This window comes from Curtobacterium sp. RM9 (assembly GCF_054956955.1).
Genome location: NZ_CM143271.1, coordinates 2,672,227 through 2,684,937, shown reverse-complemented (window position 1 = coordinate 2,684,937; position 12,711 = coordinate 2,672,227). Strand labels below are relative to the sequence as shown.

Annotated in this window: 9 protein-coding genes; 3 read left to right on the top strand and 6 right to left on the bottom strand. The window is 72.9% G+C overall.

The features are described from left to right. Positions 1-35: 35 nt before the first annotated feature. Both ACY3FI_RS12690 and ACY3FI_RS12685 read right to left on the bottom strand, forming a co-directional pair. The gene (locus tag ACY3FI_RS12690) at positions 36-650 is read right to left on the bottom strand and encodes a TetR/AcrR family transcriptional regulator (protein WP_462547915.1); all 615 of its coding nucleotides are present in this window, start codon (positions 648-650) and stop codon (positions 36-38) included. A 267-nt stretch (positions 651-917) separates the two neighbouring features. Further along, positions 918-1,700 (bottom strand): trimeric intracellular cation channel family protein, encoded by a 783-nt coding sequence (locus ACY3FI_RS12685; RefSeq protein WP_462547913.1) that lies wholly within the window; start codon positions 1,698-1,700, stop codon positions 918-920. Positions 1,701-1,769: 69 nt separating this feature from the next. On the opposite strand from ACY3FI_RS12685, the gene efeU reads away from it, so the two are divergent. From efeU to ACY3FI_RS12670, 3 genes are read left to right on the top strand one after another with little or no spacing between them, the layout of a single operon-like run. Beyond that, the gene (efeU, locus tag ACY3FI_RS12680; RefSeq protein ID WP_462547912.1) at positions 1,770-3,362 is read left to right on the top strand and encodes an iron uptake transporter permease EfeU; all 1,593 of its coding nucleotides are present in this window, start codon (positions 1,770-1,772) and stop codon (positions 3,360-3,362) included. Then, positions 3,349-4,569 (top strand): iron uptake system protein EfeO, encoded by a 1,221-nt coding sequence (efeO, locus tag ACY3FI_RS12675; protein WP_462547911.1) that lies wholly within the window; start codon positions 3,349-3,351, stop codon positions 4,567-4,569. The genes efeU and efeO overlap by 14 nt, the downstream gene beginning before the upstream one ends. Then, positions 4,566-5,834: a Dyp-type peroxidase gene (locus ACY3FI_RS12670; protein WP_462547910.1), complete on the top strand. Its 1,269-nt coding sequence runs from the start codon at positions 4,566-4,568 to the stop codon at positions 5,832-5,834. The genes efeO and ACY3FI_RS12670 overlap by 4 nt, the downstream gene beginning before the upstream one ends. A 340-nt stretch (positions 5,835-6,174) precedes the next feature. On the opposite strand, the gene ACY3FI_RS12665 is transcribed toward ACY3FI_RS12670, so the two are convergent. The 4 genes from ACY3FI_RS12665 to ACY3FI_RS12650 all read right to left on the bottom strand — a co-directional run bounded on the left by ACY3FI_RS12665 (position 6,175) and on the right by ACY3FI_RS12650 (position 12,633). Then, complete coding sequence (locus ACY3FI_RS12665) at positions 6,175-8,532, bottom strand: bifunctional metallophosphatase/5'-nucleotidase (protein ID WP_462547908.1); 2,358 nt, start codon at positions 8,530-8,532, stop codon at positions 6,175-6,177. A gap of 160 nt (positions 8,533-8,692) precedes the next feature. Continuing rightward, positions 8,693-10,507 carry a thiamine pyrophosphate-requiring protein gene (locus tag ACY3FI_RS12660; protein ID WP_462547907.1) on the bottom strand — a complete coding sequence of 605 codons (1,815 nt, stop codon included), beginning with the start codon at positions 10,505-10,507 and terminating at the stop codon, positions 8,693-8,695. 33 nt (positions 10,508-10,540) lie between these two features. Beyond that, a complete protein-coding gene (locus tag ACY3FI_RS12655) occupies positions 10,541-11,467 on the bottom strand; it encodes a sugar phosphate isomerase/epimerase family protein (protein WP_462547906.1) in 927 nt (308 codons plus the stop codon). Next, positions 11,464-12,633 (bottom strand): Gfo/Idh/MocA family protein, encoded by a 1,170-nt coding sequence (locus tag ACY3FI_RS12650; RefSeq protein ID WP_462547905.1) that lies wholly within the window; start codon positions 12,631-12,633, stop codon positions 11,464-11,466. Before ACY3FI_RS12650 ends, ACY3FI_RS12655 begins: the two co-directional genes overlap by 4 nt. Positions 12,634-12,711 lie beyond the last annotated feature (78 nt).

Here is a 12,711-nt window from a genome sequence, read left to right as displayed (position 1 = left end):
CCGGCGCGCCCGCGCCGCACCCGCGGCGCCGGGGGTCAACGCTGGCGGATGACCGCCTCGACGAGGGCGGCCACGACCTCGCCCGGGTCGACCTCCGGCAGGACGGGCGCGTCGAACACGATCCCGACGTTCACCGCGACGAGCGCCACCGAGAAGTCCTCGAGCGACATCCCGGGGTCGACCTCCGGATGCGCCCCGAACCACAGCCGGACGAGCTCGAGCACGCCGTCCTGCAGCACCCGCCGCTGCCGCACGAACTCGGGCATGAGCTCGGGGTTCCGCAGGGCCTGCCCCCGGAACTCCGAGAGCAGGGCGAACTGCGCCGTCTGGTCGTTGCGCCCGAACGCCGTCCGGACGACGTCGCCGATGTCGGCGGCGGCGATGTCCGCGCGCACGAGGTCACGGAGCGACCCGAGCACGAGGTTCGTCGCGCGCTGCATCACCTGCGCGACGAGGTCCTCCTTCGAGGAGAAGTTCGAGTAGACCGCGCCCTTGCTGAAGCCGGCCCGAGCGGCGACGTCGTCGAGGCGGGCGGTGTGCACGCCCTGCTCGGCGAAGACCGCGGCGCCGGCGCTGAGCAGGCGTTCGCGGACCTCGGAGCGGGGTGTCCGCGGGGTCGGTTGTCCCGGGACGGAGGGTTCGTCGTTCATCGGTTCCTGCTCGACGGGCCCGGCGCGGTCCGTCGGGTCCGGCGTCGTCGGGCGGGATGGGAGCGCGGCGTCCTGACCGTCGCGCGGTGGCCGGAGACCTGCCGCGCCGCGCGGAACGATCCGCGCGGCATCAGCGAAGCCCCCGTCCACACGGCCGCTCGGAACCGACGCGTTCGGGTCACGTCGGTGCACGGGTTGTCGTGTCGTGCCGGGTCGATACCCGGCGGTACCGATGGTACTGCTCGGCACCTGCGGATGACAGCCTGATCAGCCGGTCTGGTCGTCATGCGCGGCATCGTGCTCGCTGCGCACGCTGCCGGCCCCGGTGCGCCGACCCGGACGGCGGAGCAGCCGCAACGCGTCCGGGCGGAGGCTGCGCCCACGACGGAGGAGCGACCCGAGGGTGGACTTCGGCTGCCAGTCGCGGCCGTTCGGCAGGCCCCAGCCCTGACGGACCGCACCCCAGCGCAGGCCGAGCGACAGTGCGATGGCGGCGACGATGCCGATCGAGGGGGACCCGAGGTGCGAGGCGACGACCATCACGACCGAGGCGGCGACGGCGACGGTGGCGTAGAGGGCGTTGCCGCCGAAGACGGCCGGCACACGGCGGAGCAGGAGGTCGCGCATCGCCCCGCCGCCGACCGCGGTGATCGTGCCCATGATGACCGCGGCGGGCCACTCCAGCCCGGCGTCGAACGTCCGCTGCACACCGACCACGGACCAGAACCCGATCACGGCGGCGTCGAGCACGGTGAACAGCCGGTCCCAGGTCAGTTCGGAGAAGGAAACGAGGAACGCGACCAGGGCACCCGCGACGGCGACCGGCACGTAGAGCGGGTCGACGAGCGCGACGGGCGGCCCGTTCTGCAGGAGCGTGTCGCGGAGCATGCCGCCGCCGAGGCCCGAGACGAACCCGACGACGAGGAACCCGAACAGGTCGAAGTCCATCGAGCGCGCGATGGAGCCGCCGAGCAGCGCGGACGCGAAGACGCCGGCCAGGTCGAGCACGTTCGTGACCGATGCCAGGCCCTCGACGGAGAGCAGGTTCATGAGAACCATCAAACCCCACCGTCACGAGGTGGCGCGTCGCGTGCGGGTTAGGTTAGCCTCACCTTCGTCATGCTCGCCACCCTCGTCATCGGTCTCCGCGAAGGCCTCGAAGCGACCCTCATCGTCGGCATCATCGCCGCGTTCCTCCGCCGCAACCGTGTGCCGCTCGCACCGATGTGGACCGGTGTCGGCCTCGCGGTCGCCCTCAGCGTCGCCGTCGGCCTCGGTCTGCAGGCCGTCGAGCAGGCGCTCCCGCAGGCCGAGCAGGAGGGCATGGAGGCCGTCATCGGCATCGTCGCGGTGGTGTTCGTCACCGGGATGATCGTCTGGATGCGGACGCACGCCCGCAGCCTCACGAAGGAGCTCGAGGCGAGTGCGTCGGCGGCCCTCGGGCGCGGCACGGCCTGGGCGCTCGCCGGCATGGCGTTCCTCGCGGTCCTCAAGGAGGGCTTCGAGACCTCGGTCTTCCTGCTCGCCACCTTCCAGGCCTCGTCGGACACCGGGCTCGCCGCAATCGGGGCGGTGATCGGCATCGGCGCGGCCGTGCTCGTCGGCTACGGCATCTACACGGGCGGGGTGCGGCTGAACCTGTCCCGGTTCTTCACCGGTACCGGGGTCTTCCTGGTCTTCGTCGCCGGCGGGCTCGTGCTCACCGTGCTCCGCCGCGCACACGAAGCGGGCTGGATCGTCATCGGTCAGCAGCGCACCGTCGACCTGTCCTGGCTCGCCCCGAACGGCTCCGTGCAGGGCGCGCTCGTCACCGGCGTCCTCGGCATCCCGCCGGACCCCCGTGTCGTCGAGGTCCTCGGCTGGCTCCTCTACGTCGTCCCCGTGCTCGCGCTCTCGATCTGGCCCCGCCGCTGGCGCCCGACACCGAAGCGCGTGCCCACGGTGCGCGCCGCCGTCGCCGCGGGTCTCGCGGTCGCCGCCGTCGCCCTCGCCGTCGCCGTGCCCGCCGGCCGTGCGGAGCTCCCGCGGACCGTCGCCGTCATCGGCGACGCCCGTTCCGTGACGGCCGAGGTGGACGGGTCCGCCGCCGTGCTCCGGACGGAGGGGGCGGACGGCCAGGAGGCGCGCAGCACCTTCCCGACGTCGACCCACCGCCGCGTCACCCGCGCCGGCGTGACCGCCGACGAGTGGCGCCGGACCGAGGACGGATCGACCGGCGACCGCCCGTCGACGCTGACCCTCGACGACCTCGTCGGGTTGTTCGGCCGCGTGCCCGTCGGCATCTCGCCGAGCACCGACCCCGGCCCGTTCGCGGCCCGCTGGAGCGTCCGCGACACCGTGACGCTCACGACGGTCCGCGGGGGCGTCCTGGAGGCGACCCGCTCGGAACGCACCGTGCTCACGCTGCGCGGTGGGGGCCTCCCGTCCGCTCGGACGACCACGCTGGACCGCACCGTGTGGGCCGTGCCGGACGCGACCGTGCAGCGCACCGCGGCCGCCGTCGCCGCCGCCGACGGCCGCGCGGCGGAACGGGCGCTCTGGGCCGCCTGGCTGCCGATCGCCCTCGGCCTCGCCGCCGTGGCCCAGGCGCTGCTCGCCCTGCGTGACCGCCGCCGCCGTCCCACCCCGACCACCACCGTCCCCGGAACCGACCCGTCGCGCGGCCCGCCCGCCGACGCACCCACGAGGAGCCCTGAACATGCCGTTCGCTAGGACTGCCCGCCCCCTGACCGCCCTCGGCGCCCTCGGCGTCGTGACCGCGCTGACGCTGACCGGCTGCGCGGCCGGATCGTCCCCCGCCGACGACGGCCAGACGCCCGGCAAGGTGTCCCGCGTCACGATCACGCTGACGAACGACGGGTCCGACGCCTGCGCCGTGTCGACCACGAAGGTCCCCGCCGGCCCCGTGACGTTCACGGTGCGCAACGAGTCCTCGACCGCGATCACCGAGGTCGAACTGCTGCAGGACCAGCGGATCCTCGGTGAGAAGGAGAACCTCGCTCCGGGTCTCGACGCGGTGCGCTTCACCGCCACCCTGACCGGCGGGGAGTACCAGGTGTACTGCCCCGGCGCCGAGCGGGAGCTGACCGACTTCACGGTCACCGGCAAGGTGGCGTCGACCGCGGACAGCAGCGCCGCGGGCCTGCTGGCCGACGGCGCGGACGGGTACGCCACGTACGTCGACGGGCAGGTCACCGACATGGTCGCCGCCGTGCAGCAGCTCCGGAAGGACGTCGACGCGGGTGACCTCGACGCCGCGCGGAAGGACTACGCCGACGCCCGACCGTTCTACGAGCACGTCGAGAGCGACGTCGACGGGTTCGTGAAGGAGGGGCACTCGGCCACGGACAACGCGGGGAACCTCGACTACCTCATCGACATGCGTGCATCGAACCTCGATCCGTCGGTCGGCTGGAGCGGCTTCCACGCCGTCGAGAAGGACCTGTTCCAGGCGGGTGCGATCACGGCGACGACGAAGCAGACCGCCGCCGAGCTCGAGTCCGACGTCACCCTGCTCGCGAAGCGCGTGCCGACGCTCGACTACAAGCCCGAGGACCTGGCGAACGGTGCCGCCGGGCTCCTCGAGGAGGTGCAGTCGAACAAGATCACCGGCGAGGAGGAGGCGTACAGCCACATCGACCTCGTCGACCTCGCGGCGAACGTCGAGGGCGCACGGCAGGCCTTCGCGTACCTCAAGCCCGGCCTGACGAAGGTCGACCCGACCCTGACGAAGCAGATCGCGAAGCAGTTCGACGCGACGAACGCGCTGATGGACGGGTACCGCGACGCCGGGGCGCTCGGCGGCTTCCGCACGTGGGACCAGGCAACGAAGTCGGCCGACGCCAACCGCATCTCGCAGCAGGTGCAGGCGCTGCAGGACCCGCTGTCCCGCCTGGCCGAGAAGGTCGCCACGGCGTGACCGCGTCGCGCTTCTCCCGTCGCGGCCTCCTCGGCGCGGGCCTCGCCGCCGCGGGTGCCGGCGTCGGCGCGGTCGCGGGCGTGGCCGGCGCCACCGCGGCGACCGGGGTCGACCCGTTCACCGCGGCGGCGAACGGCGACGAGTCCGTCGACCTCTCCCAGCAGCATCCCTTCTACGCGACCGCCGCCCGGCAGCCCCAGGGCGGCATCCGCACCGTCCCGCAGCGGCACTGCGTGTTCATGGTCTTCGACCTGTCGACCACCGTCACCACCGACCTGCAGGTGCTGCTCGCCCGGTGGTCGGCGGCGATCGCGCAGCTGCAGGCCGGCCGGACCGTCGGCAGCGTCGAACCGGCGCACGGCGACGGCGTCGGCGCGGACACCGGCGAGGCACTCGACCTCGGCCCGGCCTCGCTCACCGTCACGGTCGGGCTCGGTCCGGGCGTCTTCGACGAGCGCTTCGGCCTGGCGGGCGGGCGTCCGCAGCACCTCGCCGCGATCCCGCGCCTGCCGAGCGACCGCCTCGAGGACGGGCTCACCGGTGGCGACCTGTCCGTGCAGGCCTGTGCGGACGACCCCCAGGTGGCGTACCACGCCGTCCGCGACCTCGCCCGGATGGCCCGCGGCACCGCCACCGTGCGCTGGACCGTGATCGGCTTCGGTCGCGCGTCCGCCGGTCCGTCGCAGTCCACCCCCCGCAACCTCATGGGCTTCAAGGACGGCACCCGGAACGTGACGACCGACGAGGAGTACGACCGGCACGTCTGGCTCGACCGCGACGCCGGGTGGATGGCGGGCGGCACGTACCAGGTGGTGCGGAAGATCCGGATGAACATCGAGACGTGGGACGCCGACGTCGTCAGCGACCAGCAGCGGGTGTTCGGCCGGACGAAGGTCGAGGGCGCACCGCTGTCCGGTGGCACCGAGCACACCACGCCCGACTTCCACGCCGCGGGGGCCGACGGCGCGACGAAGATCGACGCGCGGTCGCACGTCGCCCTCGCCGCGCACGAGGCGAACGGCGGCGTGAAGATCCTCCGTCGCGGCTACAACTACACGGACGGCATCAACCAGTACGGCCAGCTCGACGCCGGGCTGCTCTTCGCGGCGTACATGAACGACCCGGAGCACTTCACCCGGCTGCAGCGGCGGCTCGGCGCGTCCGACCGGCTCAACGAGTACATCGCGCACATCGGCTCGGCCGTGTTCGCGGTCCCGCCGGCGCCGCGGAAGGGCTCGTACATCGGGGAGCAGCTCTTCCGCTGAGTGCGCCGGACGCCGGGAACGGGTGCCCTCCGTCGTTTCCCTGGAGACGGAGGGCACCCGCGTCGCGGAGTCACCGGACGGAACCACCGTCCGGATCAGAGGCGACCCGGCGCGACGCGTCGCGTGAGCGACAGGGCTGAGCGTACCCCGCGCACGGTCACCACCACAGGGCTGGCGCGCGATGTCCGTACGCCGCGTCGGACGGGAGCGGTCCGCCGGGCGCGCACCGTGCCTCCAGGACGCCGGACGGGCCGCCCACCGGTGGTGGGACGGCCCGTCGGACGCGGTCTGGAGGCGCGGTGCCGGTCCGTCGGACCGGGCACCGCGCCGGGTGGGCGCGTCAGTCCGCGACCACCTCCGTCGCGTCGGGTGCGCGACGGCGGCGGACCACCAGCAGGGCGACGAGCCCGGCGAGCAGGAGCCCGCCGGCGACCATCGCCGGGGCGAGGAGGTCCGCGCCGGTGAAGGCGAGCTCGCCGGACGCGTCGACCGGGACGGTCGTGTCCACGACGCCGTCGCCGTCGACGTCCACACCGACCGCACCGCCGGTGCCGCCGCCCGTGACCGGGGTGCCTGCACCGGGGTCACCCGCGCCGGGGTCGCCCGCGCCGGGCGTCGGCGACGGGGTGCCCGGGTCGGCTGCGGCCACCGGGATCGTCACGGCGAGCGTGATCGACTGGTTGCCGAAGGTGACGACGAGCGGTTCCTGCGTGGTCGTCGCCGTCCGAGCGACCGCGGCCGCCAGGGTCGTCGTCGCGCGGGTGCGGGCGAGCGCCGTCGTCGTCGGGCTGGCCGGTGCCGGCGTCAGCTCGGGCACGGGGAAGCTGAGCGTCGCCGTGCCCTGCTCGTCGGTGCCGTCGACGACCTTCGGGTCGATCGTCGTGGTGGCGAGCACGCGGTCACCGGCGCGCACGGAGACGGTGCGTGCCTGGTCGGGCACGCTGCTGAACGCGAGCGAGGACAGCTGCAGCGTGACGGTGTCGCCGGGCCGGAAGCCCCCGGCCGGCGCCTGGTTCACGCGCACGCCGACGGAGCGCTGGTCCTCGAGGACCTCCGCGGCGGGGAACGTCCGGAAGTACTCGACCTGCGCCTCGAGGTCGACCTTCCCGCTGTCCTGCTTCGCTGCCGCCGCCTTGAACGCGGTGAAGGAGTCGCCACCGCCGGCGAGGAACGAGTTCACCGTGACCTTGTAGGTGGTGGTGTCGGCGACGGCCTTGCCGTCGAGGGTCATCGCGGTGACGTGCTGCCCGCGCCCGGCCTGCGGGTCGTAGGTGTACGAGAAGCCGGCCGAGGCCCCGAGCTTGAGGAACGGACGCTGGGCGCCGTCCGGCTGCCACTGCTGCTCGAGGGCCTGCCGGATCTGCGCGCCCGTCAGGTCGAGGACGACGAGGGTGTTGGCGAACGGCTGGACGGCTGCCGCCTGCTTGTACGACACTGTGCCCGCCGCGACGTCTGCCCGGAGACCACCCGGGTTCATGAAGGCGATCTGGGAGCCCTGACGCTGCGTCGCGGTCCGCTGGACCTCGGCGACGAAGTTGCCGAGCGTCGACTCGCCGCCGCGGTTCTCGGAGCCGTTCGACTGCACGGCGCGCTTGAGCGCACGGTCGACCGTGCCGAGGGTGACCGCGCCCTGCTCGTCTGCTCGCTGGACGGCGGCGTCGACGGTCGCCTGCACGGCGGCGTCGGGCGTGTACGTGGTGCCGACGAGCGGCAGGTTCTCGGCCTTCGTCGGCGTGACCGTGCCGTCCGCGGCGACGGTGAGCTGCACGTGGCCGAGGTTGTAGCCGTACGAGCCGGTCTGGATCACCGGACGGGGGACGGTGCCGCCGGTCGGGACGACGGAGTGGACGTAGGTCTGGTGGGTGTGCGCGGAGAGGATGGCCGACACGTCCGGGGTGACGTTGTGCACCGCGTCGGCGAACGGGGTGTCCGCGTCGAGGTCGGCTGCGGCGGAGGTCTCGGCGCCGTCGTGCACGAGGAGCACGAGCACGTCGGCCTCGCCGTTGTCGGGGTCGCCGTCCTTGAGCTGCTCCGCGACCTTGTTCACCTCGGTGGTGATGTCGCCCATGTGCAGGCCCGCGATGCCGTCCGGGTTGACGAGGCCCTGGCCGACGAGGTCGACCGTCGCGCCGATGAACCCGACCCGCTTGCCGCTGATGGTCTCGATGGCGTAGGGGTCGAACGCCGGCTTCCCGCTCGCGTCGAGGATGTTCGCGGAGATGTAGTCCCACTTCGCGTTCCGCTGGCCGGCCGGGCCGATCACGCGGTCGCGGAGGTCGGTCTGGCCCTTGTCGAGCTCGTGGTTGCCGATCGCACTCACGGACAGGTCCATCTGGTTGAGCACGTCGATGGTCGGCTGGTCCTCCTGGATGAAGGACTCGAACGTCGACCCGCCGATGTTGTCGCCGGAGCTGACGAAGGCGGACGTCGCGCGCTGCGCGGCGTCCGTTCCACGGAGCGCGTTCAGGGCGCCCGCGAGGGTGGCGGCACCCCCGGCGTCGCCGTCGCGCGGCGGTGTGCTCACCGACCGCGCGATGCGGCCGTGGAAGTCGTTCACGTTGTACAGGTCGATCGTCGTGTCGCCCTCGGCGGCGAGGGCGGACGACGTCGGGACGGACAGGGCTGCCAGGACCCCGACGGTCGTCAGTGCCGCGGCACCGACGAAGCGCCGGCGGCGCGGGGAGGAGTGTGCGTTCATCGAGACGAGAACCTAGGAAGATCCACAGGCGACGCGCCAGGGCCCGGCGCAACTCGTCACACGGTGTTCACACGACCTCCGTTCGGGGGGGGGGGGGGGGCACGAGCCGCGGGCCGCCCGGGCTGCCGCGGCAGCCGGCTGCGCGCGGCCCGGGCGTCGCCTAGTCGCGGTGGAGTGCGCCCTTGACCCGCTCGACGGCTTCGGCGGCCATCGCCTTCGCGGAGTCCTTCACCACGTCGAGCTCGACCGGGTCGCCCTTGAGCAGGCTCTTGGCCGTGTTGATCGCGTACTCGGCCGTGATGTGCGGCGGGAGCGGCGGCACGTTGCGGCTGACGTAGGCGTCGATGACGGTGACGCCCGGGTTCGCGAAGGCACGCTCGACGGCGGCCTCGACCTCGTCGTCGCCGTGCACCTGGATGCCCGTGAAGCCGAGGAGCTCGGCGTACCCGGCGTAGTCCATCGTCTCGACGTCCTGCGAGCCGCGCCACATCGGGTTGCCGTCCTCGGTCCGCATCTCCCACGAGACCTGGCCGAGGTCGTCGTTGTGCATGATCACGATGACGAGCTGCTGGTTGGGCCACGACGCCATGTACTTCTTCACCGTGATGAGCTCGTTCATGCCGAGCATCTGGAAGGCGCCGTCGCCGATCGTGCACACCGCGGGGCGGTCCGGGAAGGCGAACTTGGCGGTGACGGCGTACGGCATCGCCGCGAGCATCGTCGCGAGACGGCCGGACATGTCACCGTGCATGCCCCGGCGGAGTCGGATGTGGTGGCCGTACCAGTCCGCGGTGGTGCCGGCGTCGCAGGTGACCGTCACGCCCTCGGGCAGGTGCTCGTTCACGGCGCGGATCACCCGGCGCGGGTTCACCCCGTCGTCGTAGGAGACCTCGGCCTGGCGGGCCATCTCCGCCTCCCACTCGCGCATCTCGCCGGCGAGCCGCTCCTGCCACGCGGTGTCCCGGCCGCCGTCGAGCAGCGGCAGCACCGCGTCGAGGGTCGCCCCGACGTCGCCCCAGAGGTTGAGCTCGGTGGGGTAGCGCAGGCCCATCTGCTCGGGCTTGATGTCGACCTGCACGCCGCGGGCCTGGCCGCTCGCCGGCAGGTACTCGCCGTAGGGGTAGTTCGTGCCGAGGAGCACGATCGTGTCGCACTCCTTGATCTGGGTCAGGCTCGGACGGGAGCCGAGCAGGCCGACCTGCTGCGTGTGGTACGGCACGTCCGACGGCACGACGTCCTTGCCGCGCAGTGCGGTGATGATGCCGGCACCCGTCTTCTCGGCCGCCGCGAGCACCTGGTCGGTCGCGCCGCGGGCACCTGCACCGACGAGGAACGTGATCTTCTCGCCACCGTTCAGGATCTCGGCGAAGCGCGCGATCTCGTCGGCGGGCGGCGTGATGCGCGTCGAGGGGGCGACGTCGCTCGACCGCGACACCCAGTGCTCGGCCGCCGGTGCCTCGTACTGCATCGCCTGCACGTCGTGGGGGAGCACGACCACCGCCGGCTGCTTCCGGAGCATCGCCGTGCGGAAGGCGGTGTCCACGACCACGCCGACGGCGTCCGGTGTGGCGACGGTCTCGACGTAGCACGCGACGTCGGCGAACACGCGCTCGAGGTTCGACTCCTGCTGCGTGAAGGTGCCGATCGACGCGAGGCCCTGCTGCCCGACGATCGCCACCACCGGCTGGTTGTCCATCTGTGCGTCGTACAGGCCGTTGAGCAGGTGGAACGCGCCGGGGCTCGACGTCGCGACGCAGACGCCGACCTCGCCGGTGAACTTGGCGTGCGCGGTCGCCATGAGCGCCGCGATCTCCTCGTGCGTCGGGCGGACGTACTCGAGTGCGCGCTCGCTGCCGTCCGCCTTGCCGAGGGCGCCGTCGAACGCGCCGATCCCGTCACCGGGGTAGCCGAACACGCGGGACACGCCCCACGCCTTGATGCGGTCGATGACGAAGTCGCTCACGGTCGTGCTCATGCGTCCACCGTGCTCGGCGCTTCCTGTACGTGCTCAGGCTTCCCGGGCGATGAGTGGGCGCAGGGTGCGGTGGGCGATCCGGAGGCCTTCGAGGACCTTCTCGTCCGTGCCACCCCACAGCGGGTCCTCGTGCTCGACGCTGAGCGTGCCGGTGAAGCCCGCCTCGTACAGCCGGTCGACCACGTGCGGCCAGTCCACGACGCCGCGCCCCGGCACCCGGAAGCGCCACCAGCCCATGTCCCACGGGTCGCCCTGCTTGTCGACCTTGCCGAAGAACCCGTAGTCGTTGCGCTTCTGCGGGAAGAGCTCGAGGTCCTTCGCCTGCGCGTGCACGATGTGCTCGGCGAAGGGCAGGATCGTCTCGACCGGGTCGATGCCGATCCAGGTCAGGTGCGAGGGGTCCCAGTTCAGTCCGAAGCCGAGCCCGGTGACCCAGTGCCACAGCTCGGGGCTGTAGGCGAGGTTGCCCGGGTAGCCGTCCGGGTGCCAGCCCTCCATCACGCAGTTCTCGATGATCAGCCGCACGCCGCGCTCGCCGGCGTGGTCGACCAGCTCGGGCAGCACCCGGTCGCCGAGCCGCATGTTCTCGGCGACGGACAGCGTGTTGTCGCGCCCGACGAACGTCCCGACGTACGGGATCCCGAGCATCGCCGCGGTGTCGATCGCGTGGAACAGGTGCTCCTTGACCGCCGCTCGCCGGTCGGTGTCGTGGTGCAGGTTGTTCTCGTAGTAGGCCAGCGCGCTGATCTCGAGGCCGTGTCGGTCGAGCAGCTCCCGCGTCGCGTCGGCGTCCGCCTCGGTGAAGGTCGCGACGGGCAGGTGCGCCGCCTCGAAGTCACGGCCGCCGGTGCCCGGCCAGACCGCGACCTCGAGCCGCTCGTAGCCCTGCTCGGCCGCGAACGCCGCGATGCGGTCCAGGCTCCAGCCCGGGAGGCAGGCGGTCAGCATGCCGAGCTTCATCGGATCTGGCTCCAGGTGCCGTCGGCCGCACTGCCGACGACCGCGTCGATGACCCGGGCGGCACGGGCGCCGTCCGCGAAGGTCGGCAGCCCCTCCGGCCACGCCGACCGGTCGCCCTCGGCGCGCACCGCGGCGTACGTGTCGGCGACGAACGCCGCGAAGGCGTCGAGGTAGCCCTGCGGGTGTCCGGCTGGCACGATCGCCAGACGACGCTGGTCCGGTGCGCCGAGGGCAGGGTCGCGGACCACGATCTGCGCGCCCCGCTCGTTGCCGAACCACGCGGACTCGGGCTGCTCCTGGTCGAAGGCCGCGCTGCCGAGCGTGCCGTCCACCTCGAACCACAGTCGGTTCTTCCGGCCCGCGGCGACCTGTGAGATGACGACGTTCCCGATGCGGCCGGAGCCGGTCCGGAAGGTCGCGACCGCGGTGTCCTCGGTGGTGACCTCGGCGCGCTGCGAGGCGTCGGCGACCGGGTCCGGGTCCGGGGAGCCGGAGAACGACGGACCGGAGGCCGCCGGTCGGGTCGGGTAGACGATGTCGGTCGCCGCCGTCACCGCGGCGAAGGGCTCGCCGGTGACGAACTCGACGAGGTCGCACCAGTGCGACCCGATGTCGGCGAAGGCCCGGGACAGCCCGCCCGCGCCCGCGTCCACCCGCCACGAGGAGGCGTCCTCGTCGAGCATCCAGTCCTGCAGGTAGTGACCGTGCACCGCGAGGAGCCGGCCGAGGTCACCCTCGGCGATGCGCCCCCGGATCTCGCGGACCATGGGGTGGTAGCGGTACACGAACGGCACGGTCGCGACCACGCCCGCCTCGGTCGCCGCGCGGTCGAGCTCCTCGGCCTGCGCGGCGGACACGGCGAGGGGCTTCTCGCACACGACGTTGATGCCGGCTCGGACGACCGCGAGCGCCTGCGGGTGGTGCTGGTCGTTCGGGGTGCAGACGTGGACGACGTCCGGGCGGTCGGCGATCACGTCGTCGAGGGAGGCGTAACCCCGCGGGAGGTCGAGCTGCTGCGCGACCTGCTCCGACCGGGCCGCGTTCCGACCGAGGACCCCGAGCACCTCCGCGCCGGCGGCCCGGGCCGCACGTGCGTGGACGCCGGCGATCATGCCGGTCCCGACCACGGCGACGCGCAGCCGTCGCCCTCCGTACCCACTGCTCATGGTGCTCCCTCGCGCCGATCCGACCCCACCGTAGCGGCGCAGCCCGGCCACGTGCCGGAACGCATGAGTACGTTCTGG

Bases quoted from the DNA above. Each gene is read 5' to 3' on its own strand.
- ACY3FI_RS12685 (WP_462547913.1), bottom strand. From the start codon at position 1,700: ATGAACCTGCTCTCCGTCGAGGGCCTGGCATCGGTCACGAACGTGCTC.
- ACY3FI_RS12665 (WP_462547908.1), bottom strand. From the start codon at position 8,532: ATGAACGCACACTCCTCCCCGCGCCGCCGGCGCTTCGTCGGTGCCGCG.
- ACY3FI_RS12690 (WP_462547915.1), bottom strand. From the start codon at position 650: ATGAACGACGAACCCTCCGTCCCGGGACAACCGACCCCGCGGACACCC.
- ACY3FI_RS12655 (WP_462547906.1), bottom strand. From the start codon at position 11,467: ATGAAGCTCGGCATGCTGACCGCCTGCCTCCCGGGCTGGAGCCTGGAC.
- ACY3FI_RS12660 (WP_462547907.1), bottom strand. From the start codon at position 10,507: ATGAGCACGACCGTGAGCGACTTCGTCATCGACCGCATCAAGGCGTGG.
- efeU (WP_462547912.1), top strand. From the start codon at position 1,770: ATGCTCGCCACCCTCGTCATCGGTCTCCGCGAAGGCCTCGAAGCGACC.
- ACY3FI_RS12650 (WP_462547905.1), bottom strand. From the start codon at position 12,633: ATGAGCAGTGGGTACGGAGGGCGACGGCTGCGCGTCGCCGTGGTCGGG.
- efeO (WP_462547911.1), top strand. From the start codon at position 3,349: ATGCCGTTCGCTAGGACTGCCCGCCCCCTGACCGCCCTCGGCGCCCTC.